13 protein-coding genes are annotated in these 16,908 nt (G+C 55.7%); 9 read left to right on the top strand and 4 right to left on the bottom strand.

Annotation, left to right across the window (positions count from 1 at the left end; translation table 11 throughout):
- Window positions 1-29: 29 nt before the first annotated feature.
- The 7 genes from FIV05_RS30020 (at window position 30) to FIV05_RS29990 (ending at window position 10,598) form a co-directional block, all read left to right on the top strand.
- Complete coding sequence (locus tag FIV05_RS30020; protein ID WP_152512327.1) at window positions 30-1,067, top strand: aliphatic amidase; 1,038 nt, start codon at window positions 30-32, stop codon at window positions 1,065-1,067.
- A gap of 189 nt (window positions 1,068-1,256) precedes the next feature.
- Window positions 1,257-2,084 carry a CbbQ/NirQ/NorQ/GpvN family protein gene (locus FIV05_RS30015; protein ID WP_055661031.1) on the top strand — a complete coding sequence of 276 codons (828 nt, stop codon included), beginning with the start codon at window positions 1,257-1,259 and terminating at the stop codon, window positions 2,082-2,084.
- 3 nt (window positions 2,085-2,087) lie between these two features.
- The gene (locus FIV05_RS30010) at window positions 2,088-4,340 is read left to right on the top strand and encodes a hypothetical protein (protein ID WP_152512537.1); all 2,253 of its coding nucleotides are present in this window, start codon (window positions 2,088-2,090) and stop codon (window positions 4,338-4,340) included.
- Window positions 4,341-4,831: 491 nt separating this feature from the next.
- Window positions 4,832-6,070, top strand: a complete 1,239-nt coding sequence (gene repA / locus FIV05_RS30005) for a plasmid partitioning protein RepA (protein ID WP_023001362.1) — start codon at window positions 4,832-4,834, stop codon at window positions 6,068-6,070.
- A gap of 2 nt (window positions 6,071-6,072) precedes the next feature.
- Window positions 6,073-7,077, top strand: coding sequence for a plasmid partitioning protein RepB (repB, locus tag FIV05_RS30000; RefSeq protein WP_152512329.1), 1,005 nt, complete (start codon window positions 6,073-6,075; stop codon window positions 7,075-7,077).
- 373 nt (window positions 7,078-7,450) lie between these two features.
- Complete coding sequence (gene repC / locus FIV05_RS29995; protein ID WP_152512330.1) at window positions 7,451-8,725, top strand: plasmid replication protein RepC; 1,275 nt, start codon at window positions 7,451-7,453, stop codon at window positions 8,723-8,725.
- Between the two features lie 322 nt (window positions 8,726-9,047).
- The gene (locus FIV05_RS29990) at window positions 9,048-10,598 is read left to right on the top strand and encodes a glucan biosynthesis protein (RefSeq protein ID WP_152512331.1); all 1,551 of its coding nucleotides are present in this window, start codon (window positions 9,048-9,050) and stop codon (window positions 10,596-10,598) included.
- A gap of 25 nt (window positions 10,599-10,623) precedes the next feature.
- Here FIV05_RS29990 and FIV05_RS29985 read toward each other — a convergent pair whose 3' ends face one another.
- On the bottom strand, window positions 10,624-11,325 hold the full coding sequence (locus FIV05_RS29985) for a hypothetical protein (protein WP_152512332.1): 702 nt from the start codon (window positions 11,323-11,325) through the stop codon (window positions 10,624-10,626).
- Window positions 11,326-12,082: 757 nt separating this feature from the next.
- Here FIV05_RS29985 and FIV05_RS29980 point away from each other — a divergent pair.
- Both FIV05_RS29980 and FIV05_RS29975 read left to right on the top strand, forming a co-directional pair.
- Entirely contained in the window at window positions 12,083-12,604 is a 522-nt protein-coding gene (locus FIV05_RS29980; protein WP_173014633.1) for a PRC-barrel domain-containing protein, read from the top strand.
- Between the two features lie 162 nt (window positions 12,605-12,766).
- Entirely contained in the window at window positions 12,767-13,762 is a 996-nt protein-coding gene (locus FIV05_RS29975) for an IS30 family transposase (RefSeq protein ID WP_077294751.1), read from the top strand.
- 267 nt (window positions 13,763-14,029) lie between these two features.
- On the opposite strand, the gene FIV05_RS29970 is transcribed toward FIV05_RS29975, so the two are convergent.
- The 3 genes from FIV05_RS29970 to FIV05_RS29960 all read right to left on the bottom strand — a co-directional run bounded on the left by FIV05_RS29970 (window position 14,030) and on the right by FIV05_RS29960 (window position 16,734).
- Window positions 14,030-14,719: a YiiX/YebB-like N1pC/P60 family cysteine hydrolase gene (locus FIV05_RS29970; RefSeq protein WP_173014010.1), complete on the bottom strand. Its 690-nt coding sequence runs from the start codon at window positions 14,717-14,719 to the stop codon at window positions 14,030-14,032.
- A 192-nt stretch (window positions 14,720-14,911) separates the two neighbouring features.
- A complete protein-coding gene (locus FIV05_RS29965; RefSeq protein WP_152512335.1) occupies window positions 14,912-15,634 on the bottom strand; it encodes a LytTR family DNA-binding domain-containing protein in 723 nt (240 codons plus the stop codon).
- Window positions 15,622-16,734, bottom strand: a complete 1,113-nt coding sequence (locus FIV05_RS29960; RefSeq protein WP_152512336.1) for a histidine kinase — start codon at window positions 16,732-16,734, stop codon at window positions 15,622-15,624. Before FIV05_RS29960 ends, FIV05_RS29965 begins: the two co-directional genes overlap by 13 nt.
- Window positions 16,735-16,908 lie beyond the last annotated feature (174 nt).

Below are 16,908 nucleotides of genomic sequence, written 5' to 3'. Positions count from 1 at the left end.
CGGCAACCCGTTCCTAGAAGGAGGAATTGATGTATCACGGTGATATTTCCAGCAGCAACGACACCGTCGGCGTGGCGGTGGTCAACTACAAGATGCCGCGTCTGCATACCCGCGAGGAAGTGCTGGCCAATGCTCGCAACATCGCGGACATGATCGCGGGAATGAAGATCGGCCTTCCGGGCATGGACCTGGTGATCTTCCCGGAATATTCCACCCACGGGATCATGTATGACCCCAAGGAGATGTACGAAACCGCTTCCCAGGTGCCTGGAGAGGAAACGGCCATCTTCGCCGAAGCCTGCAAGAAGGCGAACGTCTGGGGCGTGTTCTCCCTGACAGGCGAGCGACACGAGGATCACCCAAACAAGGCGCCTTACAACACGCTCATCCTGATGAACAACAAGGGCGAGATCGTCCAGAAATACCGCAAGATCATGCCCTGGGTGCCGATCGAAGGCTGGTATCCGGGCGATTGCACCTACGTCTCGGAAGGCCCGAAGGGGATGAAGATAAGCCTGATCATCTGTGACGACGGCAACTATCCGGAAATCTGGCGTGACTGCGCCATGCGCGGGGCGGAACTCATCATCCGCTGCCAGGGCTACATGTATCCGGCCAAGGAGCAGCAGATCCAGATTTCCAAATCCATGGCCTGGGCGAACAACTGCTATGTGGCGGTTGCAAACGCCGCCGGCTTCGATGGCGTCTATTCCTATTTCGGCCATTCAGCCCTGATCGGTTTCGATGGCCGGACGCTGGGGGAATGCGGCACCGAAGAAAACGGCATTCAATATGCCCAGATGTCGGTGTCGGGGATCCGCGATGCCCGCAAGAACATGCAGTCGCAGAACCACCTCTTCAAGCTGCTACACCGTGGCTACACCGGCACGATCAACTCCGGTGACGGCGACAAGGGCCAGGCAGCCTGCCCCTATAACTTCTACGCCAACTGGGTGAACGATCCGGAAGGAACGCGGGAGATGGTCGAGGCCATGACCCGCACGACGGTCGGCACCGAGGAATGTCCGATGGAAGGCATCCCGAACGGCGCAAGCACCCACCGCTAGGGCTCAGGTCCAATCCGGGCGGGAAGTCTCTCGCCCGGTTCGAAATCGATCAGCTCTTGCCGCAGGCCAACAACCTGGCAGCACGCGCTGATCCGGCGATCCTCCCGAGCGATGCGGTTCGCAGCGCCGCATCCTCCTGGCGCTGCAGCGATTTCCCCCGCTGCAGCGTCTTCAACAGGAAGTTCAGGAATGAATGCACCGATAGCTGGTCCGGTTGAGGACCCGATTGACGCCTATCGCATTGTCAGTGAACCCTTTTATCGCCCCTTTGCACAGGAGGTCGGCCATTATGAAGCCGCCTATGCCGCACGGTTGCCGATCCTTCTGAAGGGGCCCACGGGATGCGGAAAAACGCGGTTTGTCGAGCACATGGCATGGCGGCTGAAGCGTCCTCTCGTCACGGTGTCCTGTCATGAGGACATGACCGCGTCGGATCTGGTCGGACGGTTTCTGCTGGATGCCGACGGTACCGTCTGGCACGACGGACCGCTGACGGCGGCCGTCCGGCACGGTGCGATCTGTTATCTCGATGAAGTGGTGGAAGCGCGGCAGGACACGACGGTCGTCATCCATTCCCTGACCGACCATCGCCGCCATTTGCCGCTGGAAAAGAAGAATGAACTGGTCCAGGCGCATCCGGACTTCCAGCTCGTGATTTCCTACAACCCCGGCTATCAGAGTGTGCTTAAAGATCTGAAGGAATCCACCCGGCAGCGGTTCTGCGCGATTTCCTTCGACTATCCTGATGCGGCAATCGAAGCGGAAATCGTGGCGCGTGAAGCCGGTGTCGAGCCTGAAACAGCAAGGGTTCTTGTCCGGGTTGCGGAAAGATCCCGGAACCTCAAGGGTCACGGACTGCGCGAAGGTGCATCGACGCGCATGTTGATTGCAGCCGGTCAGCTGACAGCGCAAGGCGTGCCGCTGGAAGAGGCCTGCCAGATTGCCATCGTGCTGCCGCTGGTGGATGAGCCGGAGATCCGCGCTGCGATGTCCTCCGCTGTTTCAGCCTGCCTCTGAGACATGGCTGTGACGATGACCGAGGCTGCCACGGCAAAGGCGAACACCGTTGAGACGCGCGAATGTGAACGGCAAATGTCTGCCGTCTGGACAAAGGCCCTGTCCCGGATTTCCCAGGCCGGTTACGGCGAAACCGTAACGCAAGCCTATCGCACGTGTGGCCCGATGATTGCGGAGGCGGTTTCGGAAGAAGCCGCAGCCGATCTTGGACGCCTGGTTTCCTGGATTGCCATTCGTTCCGGCCGGCGCGCCGCTGCAAGGGTGCCGCATACAGCGGCTCGCGCAGCGGAGCACTTGAAGACATTTCCTGCTTTTTCGGAGTGGTGCGCTCTTTTGGAACGGACCGGACGCGACCTGCCGGAAGCCGTTGAGGCACTGCTTGAGACCTCTGACAGATCCCTGGCAGAAATCGGCTTGTCCGGCTTCAGGACATTCGTCGGCATGGGGTTGGCACTCAGACTGACGAGCCGCGAAAAGGCGCGATTGTTTCTCGCTGGTGAAGACCCGGAAGCGCGGCACTTTCTTGACCGGCAGTCGTCAGTCTTGCGATTTGACGACGAAGAGCTTCGGTTGAAGACGTTTCATGCCGCCTTGTGGGGTCAGCTTCCGCCCATCGTCGAAACCCCGGCCACAGCTCCGGAGCAAATGCGTCGCAGAGCCGGGTTCGGGCGGGATGGCATTCGTCTGCCGTCGGGATTCCCGGGTTTTGACCGCGCGGACAGCCTGAAGCTTTATCATGCGGCTCTTGCCCATGTCGGCGCTCACATTGCCTTCACCCGGCAGGTGTTTGAGCGAAAGTCCCTGAAACCCTTGCAAGTCGCCGTTATCTCCTTGCTTGAAGACGCGCGGGTCGAAAAGCTCGCTCTGCAAAAGATGCCGGGGCTGAGGTCACTCTGGAGCAGCTTCCACACCATGGATGCAAACTCCGCGGACCTGGCGATAACCTTGATGGCACGGTTGTCGCGCACGCTGATAGATCCGGAATACAGCGATACCAACGGTTGGGTGGAGAAAGGAAAACGCCTGTTCGAGGAAGCCTTTGCCGCGACCCCCAACGACCAGACCTTCTGCCGAAGAATTGGCGGGCTGCTTGCCAACGATCTGGGGCAGATGCGGCTGCAGTTCGACGCCCGCACCTATATGGTGCAGCCGGCCTACAGGGACGACAACCTCGGTATCTGGACCTTCGACGAGGAACCGGACCTGATCGAGATGGATGTTGCGGTTGAAACGGAAGGTGTGCGCCTGGAGCAACAAGAACGCGACGAGGCCGACAGGCAGGAGCCCGAAGAGGAAGAAAAGCGCGAGGAAGAGGCCGCGGCTGCGGAAAAGCTACGGCTTCGAGATGAGGACGCGGTAACCCGGCTGATCACCTATCCCGAATACGATCATGTCAGCCGCCGCATGCGCCCGGACTGGTGCACTGTTCATGTCACTGAGGCACCGCGAAAGGCGGCAACCGGTCTGTTGCGGAGCCTCAGGCAAGAAACCAGGATACAGAGTTCTCTCATCTCTCTGATCTCCGGTGCCAATGTGAATGCCTTCCAGCGGGAGCGTCGGCTGGAAACCGGTGACTTTCTCGATCTGGATGCATGCATCGATGCTCAGGCAAGTCGCCGCAACCGGGAGATCCCCGATCCGAGGATCTTCGGCCGGAAGAGTTGCAAGGGACGGGACCTGGACATCCTGTTGCTGATCGACCAGTCACACTCAACCGGCGAGCCGGCAGGCGAGGGGGGCGCCAGCATTCTCGATCTTGAACGCCTGTCTGCCGCGATAATGGCCGGGGCGATGGAGACGACCGGCGACAATTGCGCACTTGCAGGGTTTTGCTCGGACACTCGGGAGACGGTCCTATATGCGCGGATCAAGGACTTCGGCCAACCGGTCGACCAAGGCGTGTATGAACGCTTGGCCGGTCTGGAAAGTGCTTTTTCGACCCGGCTGGGCCCGGTTATGCGTCACGGTGGGCGTGAGCTCGCCGAAAGGACGGCATATCGAAAGGTATTGCTGGTGGTGACTGACGGCGAGCCGTCCGATATTGACGTCGATGATCCGGATTATCTCCTGGAAGACGCCCGTTTCGCCTTGCGCGAATTGGCGATGGCCGGCATCGATGTTTTCTGTTTCTCGCTCGGCGACAACCGCAACGATTATTCCGGCAGGATTTTTGGCGGCAAGAATGTCAGAAAGCTCGCGGACCTTTCCAGGCTTCCTGGCGCTCTGCTTGGGCTCTATGGAGAGTTGAAAAAGTAGGAGCTGCCTCTGGTGAGCTGCTCTCATTTCTCCGGATTGCCAGTTCTGTGGTGAACCTTGCGCCAGTCTTGAGCGAGCTCTGATCGCCTGTTCCGACCGTACCGATTCTGTTGAAACATCAGAAAATCTGCCTTTAACCCGCAAAACACCCGGAAAAGTTTCAAGGAAGATTTTGCGTGGGTTTAACTTCAGCCAGTGTTCTGAATATGTGGCCGGTCCATCGCCGGAGACCTCGCGGTAGGTTTCAAGGGCAAATTAAGTAATTGAAATAAATAAGGAAAAAATAGGATCGGCTATAATGATGCTCTGGAACTCGCAAAGATTGGCACACCCGTCGGGTCGGAAAGTTTCGTAGAGGCATCTGGAATGCCGGTTCAACCAGGCCGGGTTAGGGTTTCGTTAACTTAAATTTCCTTGCACCATCTGCTGGAATCCTGCATCCATGACGGAGTTACCGCTCATATCGGGCACGAAACCGTCAGAGGGCATTAATGGCCGTTACCGAACAATTTTCCGGTGGACGCGATACGACCGCAAAAATCGAAAGTTTCACGCAGAAGCTTTCGGACCGTTTGCAGACGATGCGCGAAATGACCTACCCGCCGGAAGCCCGCAAGGTTTTCGGCCGGACGTTTTCCACGACGGATCTGGTTCGTCTGCTGGGCGTGCCGGAAAGCACGCTTCGCACCCTGACGCTGGAAGGCAAGGGCCCGCAGCCGCATCGCGCCGAAAACAACCGCCGGATCTATACAGTCGATCAGGTTTGGGAACTGAGGGCATTCCTCGCGGAACTCAGGCCTGACGATGCGCATCGCCTCGTGCCTCATCGCCGACCGGGAGAAAAACTGCAGGTCGTTGCCGCTGCTAACTTCAAGGGTGGCAGCTCTAAGACGACCACCTCCGTTCATCTGGCCCATTACCTGGCTATCCAGGGCTACCGCGTGCTGTGTGTCGACCTGGATCCCCAGGCCTCCATGACCACGACCTTCGGCATTCAGCCCGATCGTGATCTTCGGTCCGGCGAAGACGATGACGAACGGACCGATACGACCTACGACGCTTTGCGGTACGACAATTACCGCGTGCCGTTCTCCGAGGTCATACGTGAGACCTACTTCCCGGGCATTCACCTTGCCTGCGGCAACCTGCGCCTGATGGATTTCGAATACGATACGCCGACCGCGCTTGCCGAAAGGACGACCGACGAGCTTGGCCTGTTCTTCCAGCGCCTCGATGCCGTGATCCAGTCGGTTGAAGAGCACTATGACGTCGTTGTCCTCGATACGCCACCTTCGCTCGGCTACACGACTATGGCGGCTCTCTATGCGGCAACGGGCCTGATCATCACCGTTCACCCGGCCATGCTCGACGTCTCGTCATGCTCCCAGTTCCTGAAGATGATTTCGGATGTGACCCATACGTTGTCCGAAGGCGGTGCGGTTTTTGAACATGACTTCACGAAGTTCCTGCTGACCAGGGTCAACCCCAACGACGGGCCGCAGAAGATCATGTCGGGCACGATGCGGGACTTGTTCGGGACCGACGTCCTTGTCGCCGAGGCGATTGAATCGACCGCCATCGCATCTGCCGGCGTTGCCAAGAAAAGTCTCTACGAAATCGAATCCGGTGAAGTCGGCCGGGAAACCCTGAAGCGGGCGCTGGAAAGCGCAGACCGCGTCAACGCCGAAATTCTCGATCTGATCAAGAGTGTATGGGGCAGGGAGGTTTGACGATGAAAAAGTCGATCGTCAAAATGATGTCCGACGCGGCAGCTGCAGCCGCCGACAAGAAGGAGCCGCCCAAACCGGTTGCGGGCCAGAAGGTAACCGCACCCGTCGTGAATTCCATGGGGCGCGCCTTGTCGCATATGCGCGAGGACAGCATCGTTGCCCTTGATCCGTCGAAAATCGACCCAAGCCCGTTTTCCGATCGCTTCGAAACAGACCTCGAAGCGCAGGAGGCTCTCGAAGAACTCAAGCTTTCGATCCAGGATGAGGGGCAGAGGATCCCCGTTCTGGTGCGCCCGCACCCCACGGAACGGGACCGCTATCAGCTGGCCTATGGACACCGCAGGTTGTTTGCCATTCAGACATTGATGGCGGAAGCCGGCAAACCGGAGACGTTCAAGGTCAAGGCGTACGTTCGCAAGCTTAGCGATGCCGAGCTGATCAAGGAACAGTCGCTTGAAAACGGCGTCCGCGAAAACCTGACCTTCGCGGAGATGGTCCTGTGGGCTGTGCAGCTGCGCGAAGCAGGGCTCAAGCAGCGCGAGATGCAGCCGGTGCTCGGCCAGGTTCAAACGGTCATTTCCAATATGCGGAAGATCGCCGACAGCATCCCGCACGATATCATTCGCGCGATTGGCCGTGCCAGGAATGTTGGCCGGCCAGCGTGGATGGAACTGGCGAAGCTGTTTGAAGACCCTGCCGCCGAACAGCGCGTTCGATCCGTCATAGACGGTGAGGATTTCAGGCTGGCTGCTGCGCAGGACAGAATGTCCATGGTAACGCAGGCAGCAAGAGGCAAACAAAAGAAGGCTGCACCGGCAACACTGGCAGCAGCAGAAATCACATCGAACGGAACGGTACTGGCAAAACTGAAGAGAACATCGGCGGCAACCGTGTTCTCGATACCGAAATCCGAAGCTGAATTCAGTCACTGGCTGGAGGAGAACCTTCCGGACGTCTATCGCGATTATCTGCGCCAACGGCAGGAAACGGGACGTACGAAGGGCTGAGGATGGTCGTGGCATACCTCAAAAGGGAATGCCGGGCGCACAATGATCCGGGGCAGGTTTTCAAATGTAGTCCCGGGCCATATCGGCAAGAGGCCGGATTTCGGCCAGGCCCCGTGAAGAAGGAGACGGTGCGAGAGAAATAGAGACCAAATGAAAAGAGACCGAAACGGCGGCAACCGTTCAGTCTCTTTAATCACGGTTCAACTTGGAACGTCCAAACAGGAACCTCAACACTTCCCTGTTTTAGGCGAATTCCGAATCACGCGCAAGATCCATCTTGTGTGAACGGTGGATTTCTGCCGATTTCCCGAAGTTGAACCTCCTGAAACGCATAACGCCGCACGTTGGCTCGTGTCGGTGAACGGAGGTTGTCATGCCTGCTGTTTCGAACGTCTCTTCCTTCCGGAAGGTGACGCCGGGGATACTTGCGTCCCAGCGTCTGGCAATGTCGAACGACATTCCCGATATTGGAAAATCCGAAGTCGCTATTGCCTTGAAACGTGCGGCCCAGCCGATCGGTCTCACGTCGACAGCCTATCATGTCCTGGACATCCTGCTTGGCCTGTCAAAGCCGGACGACTGGAAAGGGGACAACAGGCCCGTTGTTGCCATCTCCAATGAGAAGCTTGCCTCATATGTCGGCAAGAGTGAACGAACGGTCATTCGCGCCATCAAGCAGCTGGTCGAGGCCCGTATTCTTGCCTACAGGGACAGTTCGACCGGCCGCAGGTGGGTGCACCGCAACGACAGTGGCGACATTACCTTTGCCTATGGTCTCGATTTCACGCCGGCAAGAGTGCGATACCGCGAAATCAAGCGCCAGGCCGACGAATGGCAGGCTCATCTCAATGCCGTCCGGGAAGCCAAACGGACGGTCATGAGGATCTCCAGGGCGATTGTCGACATCGTCGATGCAACGAAAGACGTCGACCTGACAGACTTCCTGGATCAGATGGCAGCTATTCTGGACGCGGAGACTGATGTTCAGGCAAAAGCTCAGGCGTTGCTGGACCTTTACGACCTGGTGATGGAAGCTCTGAAGGAGGCCTCCAATACGCAGTCAACTGCACATAAAAATGGGGATTCGTCATGCGAAGATGACATCAATGTCACCCCTATATTTAATACAAACTCACCAGACTCTTGTTCAAATAACCGGACATCTGCTCACGCAGATGAAATCAAAAATAAAACTAACGTCGCCTACGGCGCCGAAATAGCTCCTGAAAGGGAGCAAGCGGAGCGGGGTGGGGGCTCCAACAGGGGATATACACTGCAGAAAGGCTCCGGTAAGGCGGATTTTGTCCGATCGGAAACCCTGGACGCTGTTTCGATCTCTTTGCTGGAAAGCGCATGTACGTCGATCCAAGGCGATTTTGGGCTATCTCTCAAAAGCTGGCCGGACCTCATTGCCGCAACCGACGTGCTGAGGATCGGTATCGGATTAAGTGAAAAAGGCTTTACCGAAGCCTGCGGAAGGCTGGGGCGGCATGTTGCTGCGGCGATTCTTGCGATGGTGGCCGAAAAGGCCTTGCGGGATCCGGAAAAAATCAGCTCGCCGGGCGGTTACTTCCGGGCATGTTGTGAACGGGCGACCGAAGGCAAACTTGCGCTGGCAAAATCCCTGTTCGGCCTCGCTGCGCGCTGATCGGGCGCCGCGGGGAGCGGGATCCTCTTGTGCGAGTACTGCTTCCGGGCAGGGGGCGCCAAAATGAAGGGATCTTGAAACTTTGTGGTCTTCCCGGGAGTGCTGATCCTGCACGAACACGGGTAATCGCTGCAGGGCACGTAGGCGGCGCTGGATTCGAGCCTTCATAAACTTGCCTTACGCATGGCTGACTTTTGTCAAAACGACGCCTCATTCCTGCGATCCTGTTCCCCACCTGGAAGCCCGGTGTTTTGCACCATGAACTAAATTGTCCGTTCGTTCGTCTTTCAACGACAACGAAGCAAGACCGACTGGAAACTTCATGAGCAGATCTGTTTTCATTGCACTTTTTTTCATGGCATTTGTCCAAGGCGCTTACGCGAAATCCAGTGAACTGAAGAACCACCGGGGAGACCCTGAAGAATTCAGTTTTGCGACGGTGATCGCGAAGGCTCGGGAACTCGGGACAAGACCGTATGAAGCGCAAAAAGTGCGATCTGAAGATCTTCTGGAGGAAATTGACTACGACGCGCATTGGAAGATCAGCTTTCGCAAGTCGGCCACCCTGGAGCTGGTACCAGGCGTCCCAATTCAGTTTTTTCACCTGGGCCGCTTCTTCAAGCAACCGGTCAAGCTGAACGAAGTCGCTGATGGCGTTTCCCGAGAAATTCTCTATTCACCTGACTATTTCGACATGCCGCACGACAGTCCGGCGCGAAAGTTGCCCGAAAATCTCGGATTTGCCGGGTTCCGCGTCATGCGGGAAGATTTGAAAACCGACTGGGTTTCCTTCCTGGGTGCATCCTACTTCAGGACAGATGGCCAGTCTCGCCAGTATGGGCAGTCGGCGCGCGGACTTGCCCTTAACACCGGACTTTCGATGCCGGAGGAATTTCCCAGATTTACGGAATTCTGGTTCGAACCATCCGCATCGACAGATGACGGTTTGGTTGTCTATGCACTTCTTGATAGCCCATCTGTCGCCGGCGCCTATCGAATGCACATGAAAAATGAGGAGGGCAGTGGGCAGGTCATGGATGTGACAAGCCACCTATTCTTCCGAAAGTCCGTGGAAAGACTGGGAATAGCGCCACTCACAAGCATGTACTGGTACTCTGAGTCCAATCGCCTGAAAGGCCGGGATTGGCGCCCTGAAGTGCACGATACCGATGGTCTTGCGATGATTAGCCAGTCGGGAGAGATGATATGGCGGCCCCTCAACAACCCGTCCGAGGTTCGCACGTCCACCTTTCGGGCGGACAATGTGAGAGGATTTGGCCTCGCACAACGAGACCGGGAGTTTGAGAATTTTCAGGATGACGGAGTGTTTTATGATCGTCGACCGTCCGTCTGGATCGAACCTGACGAACCTTTTGGAAAGGGTGTGGTTCAACTGGTGGAGATCCCCACGGACGACGAGATCTATGACAACATAGTCGCTTATTTTTTACCGGACGAACTGCCGAAAGCGGGTGACGAATGTACGTTTTCCTACCAGATGACATGGCGTGATCAGCATCCGCTGCCTCAGTCCGGTGCCCGGGTTTTCGCAACCCGTATCGGCCAGGGAGGAATTCCAGGACAACCTCGACCGAAGGACCAGATGAAAGTCGTGGTCGAATTCCAGGGCAAATCCTTGAACGGGATGAAGAAGAAGGACGAGGTTGAGGCCGTTGTGGAGCTTTCCAAGGGTGAGCCAATAAATCTTTTCGTTCAACCTGTCGTCGGTACGGATCGTTGGCGCTTGACGTTCGATGTCAAGATCGACGGGCGTGACCCGGTGGAGGCGCGCGCTTTTCTGAAAGGCGGCGATGATGTCCTGAGTGAAACCTGGCTCGGGCAATTGATAGCGGAGCACCTGGAATTGGAATAGTTTCCCGATGTGGCAAAGGGCACAGTTACCAAGTGCGGGAATACCGAGCCTTGAAAACCGAACTGGGATTTTGTGTCTGTATTTCCCTGATGCTTGCCCGAAGTGTGAAGGCTTTGGTCAAGGGTTGTTGCAACGAAACGCTCGAGTGCCACACGGCGTCGTCTTTTGAGTTGTTGAATTCCGCTGCCAAGACTGTCGCGGTCGGGCCCAGAGACACTTCCACGCTCTTGGTGGTATTCCAGTCAATGTCATTCGTCTCGAAACCGGGCGTCTGGAAAGAATAGGAATCTCGCAAGATCAGGTTGGCGTGCCTTGTGAGTTTGATTTTCTTTCCTGCAGTGAATCTGGTCGATGCAAGGTCGTTGTCCGGGTCAAAGCGCAAGGTCAGGTCCGTCTCGTCCATTCCTGCCAATTTGTAGTCGTCTTCGAAACGCAGTCGTGTCCATAGCGTTCCACTCGGTACGTAGCTGCGTGGCGCATTGAGCACATGCCTGGGCAAAGCTGCTGGCATGTTGATATCCGATCCAAATGCAGGCCGGCCCGGAACAGGAAGCTGAGCGCCTACCGTCATGTTGTAGGAACTTTCAGATGGCTTTGAAAAAGACCAGACGTAAGGTTTGATATTCTCAGCGTGAACAGGCGTGACTGTTGCGGAGGCCGCTGCCGCAGTGCCTGTGATTACGCCCTTGATTACGGAAACTGCCAGTAGGTAACTCGGTGTGCGCATGTTCTATTATCGAGAGCTTGAGGTCGCTTGCTGTCGGTCTGACGGGATGAAACTGAGTGAACTTGATTCCGAAAAGGTTAATGCAACAGTACGCAATGATACCTTGCGAAAGTTACCTAGGTTTCGAAATATATATCTCTAAGTATCAGAGTTGATTGAATTAATATCTCTTCCGCTGATCATGTGAACATGGATATGCATATGGAATGAGTTCCACTTTTGCTGTGGGAATACACTGATTTCATAACCGCCGAGTTGATAAGAACCGCGTCTCGCGGACTTGCAACGTGGCTATCTTTTGTGGATCGGGCTCGAGGCATCCCCTTGCTACAATATAACTGGTCAACTTCCTGGCGTCTGTGTCTCAGAGGGCTTCAGGCATTCGGTTGTTCTGCAAACCCAGGCCTGTCGGCAAGTTAGCGAGCACCTTTTCCGCCGGAATTGCGTCGGTCTTCAAAGATGTCCACGGCGCTGAAAAATCTTCGGTGATTGACGATCGTCTCACAGAAAATCCTCTGTTGGCACAGTTATGTGTCTTTGGGGTGCCCTGTACCCCCGATCGCTGATTCAATTTATGGCTGCAAATGAAAGCAGTACATTCACATTCTGTTTCAATCTTGAAATGCGCCGGAACTCGGCGGTTTCCGAGGCGTTACTCCCATATCGTCGCCTCATCCCTGTCAGATACCGGCGACTTCAATCTGGGAGAGTTACAATGCTACGTGAACTTGTCACTGCGTCCGCAATCGGACTGTTCATGGTCGGCGGTGCGTATGCGCAAAGCTCGACTGAAGTACCTACGACTACCGTGCCGGCAACTCCTGCCACCCCTGAGCCCGTTCAGATGGTGAAAAAGGCCGAAGGACACCTTGCCACGGATCTGCTTGGCCGAACGGTCTACAATGGTACGAGTGAAGAGTCTGAAGCAATTGGCGACGTCAACGACTTCACTGTGGGTCCTGACGGTCAGATTCAGGCAATCGTGATCGGAGTTGGAGGCTTTCTTGGCCTGGGCGAGAAAAACGTCGCGATCGAGTACGGCCTTGTGAAGTTCGAAGATCGCAACGATAGCGAGGTGCTGGTGGTTGAAACGACCGCAGAAAAGCTGGATGCGCTGGAGCCCTTCGAGGAAGCTGCATATCGCCCCGTTCCAGCTGATGAAAGCGTGGATGAAACCAGGCCGGCAACCGCTGAGGATCTGAACAATGCACCGGTTGAGAAAGCTCCTGAGGCGCTGATTGATTCCGAAGCGGATAGAAACGTTACGCCTGCAAACTGACATCGTGACCAGAATGGTGCGGGCGGCATTCCGAAATGTCGCCCACACTAAAAATATTCCATAATCAAAATTACGCGATTCTCGCTTGTGAGCGGGTGCGCGCTATTCCCAAGTGCGACTTCTGTTTGAAACCAATAGGTTATCAAACAGGAGGATTGTGTCATGGGATCAAAATACAGCCACCTGACGCTGGAGGAGCGCCGCAAGATTGAACGCTGGCGCCAGGCGAAAGTGTCACCTTGCCGAATGGCGAAGATCCTTGGGCGGCACCGATCAACGATTTTTCGAGAATTGAAACGCAACCATTTTCAAGATGAACAGTTGCCGGACATCGTCGGCTATTTTGCTGTGGCGGCCCACCAGGAATGCGCCACGCGTCGGTCACGAAAACGAAAACTGATCAAGCATTCGGATCTGCGTCATCTTGTGACCGATCGCATCAAGGATGGCTGGACGCCGGAACAGATTGCCGGACGCATGAGATACGAAGGCGCCTCCCACCGGGTCTGCCAGGAAACGATCTACCGTTATATCTATTCGAAGGAAGGCCTTGCCCAGGAGCTGTGGTGGTACTTGCCGACACATCGAAAGTCTCGAAAGCCCAGACGAGCGAGAAAGCGCCTGCCACCCAAATTCCATCGTGACGTCAGCATCTTGTTCCGGCCAGATGCCGTGGCACATCGGCAGGAGTTCGGGCACTGGGAAGGTGATTTAATGCTGTTCAAACAGCACTTTGGTTCTGGCAACGTTACGTCCCTGGTGGAACGCGTCACCCGGTTCACCTTGCTTTTAAAGAATGACAACAGAAGAACACATTTGGTGCTTGGCAAGGTCATCGATGCGATCCGCCACCTGCCAATCCGTTCCCGAAAATCCATCACGTTCGATCGAGGAACCGAGTTTGTGGCCTGGCCGCATCTTCAAGCGGAAATCGGTACACAAACCTGGTTCTGTGATCCATCTGCCCCCTGGCAGAAAGGCACCGTGGAAAACACCAACCGACGTGCCCGACGATGGCTTCCCCGCAAACTCAATATGAGCCGGGTCACCGATCTTGAGTTGAAAGGGATCTGTGACCGGCTCAATGCGACGCCCCGGAAATGCCTTGGTTGGAAGACGCCGGCCGAAGTCTTCAGGGAGAAGATGCTGGCGCAATGAGTGAACGCCCCCTACCCTTGCAATCCGCAGAAGTCGCACTTCAAGTATCGCTCACACGGGGCACATTCTATCCCGAACTGCAACAAAGGCGCTAAGCTGCCTGCTTTTCGGGAGCGATGTTTTGTCAGTTCCTGAGGAACCGATACGACCCCTGATCGATCGGTTGAACAACACTCCAAGGAAATGCCTCGGATATAAAACGCCAGCCGAAATTTTTCGCCAAGGAATAGAATTCTGACAAGTCTTTCGCGTCAGTCAGTAATCTTTTCAGTTCTTAGCAAAAGTTGAGACAACAAGCTCCAGCTGTTGGCTGCGTGCTAGGCTGGCAGGCGTGATGACGAGCTGGTCTTTAATTAGAGACCAACAATCCTCACGACTTGATCCAAGTTCCTTGCAATCAGGATGTTCCTTCCAGTGATTAAGAAAGAAAGACCGGGCGGCCTCGTTCTCAACATTCAGATCGCCTAAGCGCTCATAGCCGCCAAGTTCAATGCCGATCTTCTTTGCGCTCAGGTATACTAATTCGCTACTATAGATTTCTGATTCACCTTTTCTGTAATAGAGGTCATACTCCCAGTTAAAATAATCTGTCGCAGCAAGTACGATCGGGTGATACCAATCTTTGGGTGGGGTTAAATTCTTGATCCGGTATATTTCGTAGTCATGTCCAACTCCGCGTTGCAAGAATACATCTAACTCTGATTCGTAAACATCGCCGTCCGACGTTGCTTCGACGACAATGGGGCCGCCACCAGAAGCACGCAGGATTCCAACATGGGTCAATCTGCTGCCAGTGGCAGCTTTAAGCATTTCCGCTTCAAAGTTGCGCGTCTCCTGAAAAATCAGGTCTCCTCGTTGCCAATTACCGAGCAGCTGATCCGCAAACGCTGTGTTGGCAGACGAAAAAGACAAGAAAACCGAAGCCCAAAATATTTGGTTCAGTACCTTTGGCCTCATACAAATCCCCGATTGAATGCCACGTATGGGGCAATGTCCTTGAAACTTGGCTGTGCCCCTAGAGTAGAAATGTTTGCGCATACAACCAACATTTAGTTCATCTGCAACGGGCTTGACAACCTAACCAGCGCGCAAGGCAACGCGTACAAAATCGGAGGACGCAGGGGCACCGGACGCCAACGCCTGAATTGGCTAACCCTTGGACCAGGCGCGCAGGCGTCGGGCGGCGGTTCGACCGATGATCACGGGTTCGGTTTGACCGCGTAATGTGACTGCCTGTTTGCCACCAGCGTCGTGTTTGATGGCCTCAATGGTGCTGCTGTTTATGATAATCGAACGGGAGATGCGCACCAGTTCGCGGTGTTCGATCTCGACTTCAAACTGACCCAATCGCCGGCTCACAAGGATCACACGGCCACGCGTCAGATGAACCCGTGTGTAATCACCTTCCGCTTGCAGCATCGCAATTTCATTGAGCAACAAGAACTGCGTCGCACCATCGACACGGATTGCTATACGTTCGTCACTGGCACCTGGGGAGACCGCACGCCGCTCCCTTTGCCGTACGATAAGGCGATCGATGGCCCGCTCAAGGCGCTCGGGCTCGACTGGTTTCAGCAAATAGTCCGCCGCTCCATGGTCAAATGCACGTACCGCATGATCTGCATGCGCTGTGACGAAAACAAAATCGTACGGATTTTCATCCGCACGCAGTATCGCAAACCCGTCTGGTTTACCCATCCCGAGGTTTATGTCGAGGAAGGCTGCATCAGGAGCGTGCGTTTCCAGCAGTGTCTTGGCTTCCGCCATCGAAGCGCCCGTGCCGACCACTTCCACTGCATCATGGGCATTGCACATGCGGCTCAGAAGACGCCGCGCCGGCGGTTCATCATCAACGACAATCACGCGAAGCATGGTTCACCCGAGAGCGTGAGCTCTGCAACAACTTCGTCTCCATCATGACGCAACTGAAATCGGTGACGGTTCGGGAAATGCAGGTCGAGGCGGCGCTGTAAATTTGAGAGGCCAATGCCCGTATCGGTCTTGCCCGGGATCAGTTGACCTGCGTTTCGAACCTGCAGGAGCAGACCCTTATCGTCCTTGTGTGCCGAAACTCGGAGGTTCAGGTCCGACGTGTAGCCGTGCTTGAAGGCGTTCTCAACCAGTAGCTGGAGGGTCCATCGGGGCAACAGGTGTTGTGCCGCAAAAGGAGTGACATCGAGGCCCATCAGAAATGGCACTTCGAACCGGCCTTCCTGGATCCTGAGATAAGTGCGCAAACTATCGATTTCTTCGGCGAGAGAACAGACCGGGCGCTGATGTTCCTCCAGGTTATGGCGCAGGAAAGCCGCGGTGTTGCGGATCATTTCAAGCGCGCCGTCTGGATTATAGTGGATCTCCGCCGCAATCGTGTTCAGCGTGTTGTAAAGAAAATGCGGGTCGAGCTGAGTACGCAGACGATGCAACTCGGCACGTGTTGCATTGGTTTCCGCGAGGATACGGCGGGTTTCAGCAGCGCGCGCCTTGCTCCAGGAAATCATCCAGGCGTAGAGCGAAAACCAGCATACAAAAATTGCGAAATAATAGGCGCCAGGGATCGCGGCAACGCCGCCATCGCGCCAAGGCAAGGTCTTTTCGAAAGAGGCGAGGATCCCTCCGCCGATCAACATCTGAACGCCAGCGGCAACGACGCAGAACGTAAAGCCAAAGAACGCGAAACGAGGGCTTATCCTGACGACCCCAAGGCGGACAGCGGTCATATGGAAGCCAGCGGTCATCAAGAAACCGAGAGAGTCCAACGTCAGCGTCATCTGCGCGGCGAGAAGCGTATCGTTGTAAAGCACGACGCGGGCGAGAAACCCAATCGAAGCGAGGAAGAGCCACGCGGTCGTATGTGCTTTCAGGAGAGGAAAGCCAACTTCCAGTAGCGCTGTTCCAGGGTTGTCGAATTCATATTCGTCTGCAGGCGCCAGCGAGTTGTCCCAGGGATCGTTCTTCAATTGAGCACCGCGCATCGGTCGGTTCGTTCTCACGTGGGGTCGAAAAAGAGGATCCGCAGTTTTACGTACTGCGCTCGCGCCGGGCGAGCATGCGAGGTAATTGCGCGGCAGTCAACACAAAGGGCGCTCACGGTACTTTCAAGCAATGCTGAAAATGCTGTTTCGTCGAGTGTTTTTGTCAATTCATCG

Source organism: Labrenzia sp. THAF191a, from assembly GCF_009363335.1.
Lineage (GTDB): Bacteria > Pseudomonadota > Alphaproteobacteria > Rhizobiales > Stappiaceae > Roseibium > Roseibium algicola.
Note: the sequence above shows the minus strand (reverse complement) of the source record. Positions and strands in the feature narration are given on the sequence as shown.

Excerpts from the sequence above, each read along its gene's own strand:
- FIV05_RS30020 (WP_152512327.1), top strand. The coding sequence starts at position 30 with ATGTATCACGGTGATATTTCCAGCAGCAACGACACCGTCGGCGTGGCG.
- FIV05_RS30015 (WP_055661031.1), top strand. The coding sequence starts at position 1,257 with ATGAATGCACCGATAGCTGGTCCGGTTGAGGACCCGATTGACGCCTAT.
- FIV05_RS30010 (WP_152512537.1), top strand. The coding sequence starts at position 2,088 with ATGGCTGTGACGATGACCGAGGCTGCCACGGCAAAGGCGAACACCGTT.
- repA (WP_023001362.1), top strand. The coding sequence starts at position 4,832 with ATGGCCGTTACCGAACAATTTTCCGGTGGACGCGATACGACCGCAAAA.
- repB (WP_152512329.1), top strand. The coding sequence starts at position 6,073 with ATGAAAAAGTCGATCGTCAAAATGATGTCCGACGCGGCAGCTGCAGCC.
- repC (WP_152512330.1), top strand. The coding sequence starts at position 7,451 with ATGCCTGCTGTTTCGAACGTCTCTTCCTTCCGGAAGGTGACGCCGGGG.
- FIV05_RS29990 (WP_152512331.1), top strand. The coding sequence starts at position 9,048 with ATGAGCAGATCTGTTTTCATTGCACTTTTTTTCATGGCATTTGTCCAA.
- FIV05_RS29985 (WP_152512332.1), bottom strand. The coding sequence starts at position 11,325 with ATGCGCACACCGAGTTACCTACTGGCAGTTTCCGTAATCAAGGGCGTA.
- FIV05_RS29980 (WP_173014633.1), top strand. The coding sequence starts at position 12,083 with ATGGTCGGCGGTGCGTATGCGCAAAGCTCGACTGAAGTACCTACGACT.
- FIV05_RS29975 (WP_077294751.1), top strand. The coding sequence starts at position 12,767 with ATGGGATCAAAATACAGCCACCTGACGCTGGAGGAGCGCCGCAAGATT.
- FIV05_RS29970 (WP_173014010.1), bottom strand. The coding sequence starts at position 14,719 with ATGAGGCCAAAGGTACTGAACCAAATATTTTGGGCTTCGGTTTTCTTG.
- FIV05_RS29965 (WP_152512335.1), bottom strand. The coding sequence starts at position 15,634 with ATGCTTCGCGTGATTGTCGTTGATGATGAACCGCCGGCGCGGCGTCTT.
- FIV05_RS29960 (WP_152512336.1), bottom strand. The coding sequence starts at position 16,734 with ATGCGCGGTGCTCAATTGAAGAACGATCCCTGGGACAACTCGCTGGCG.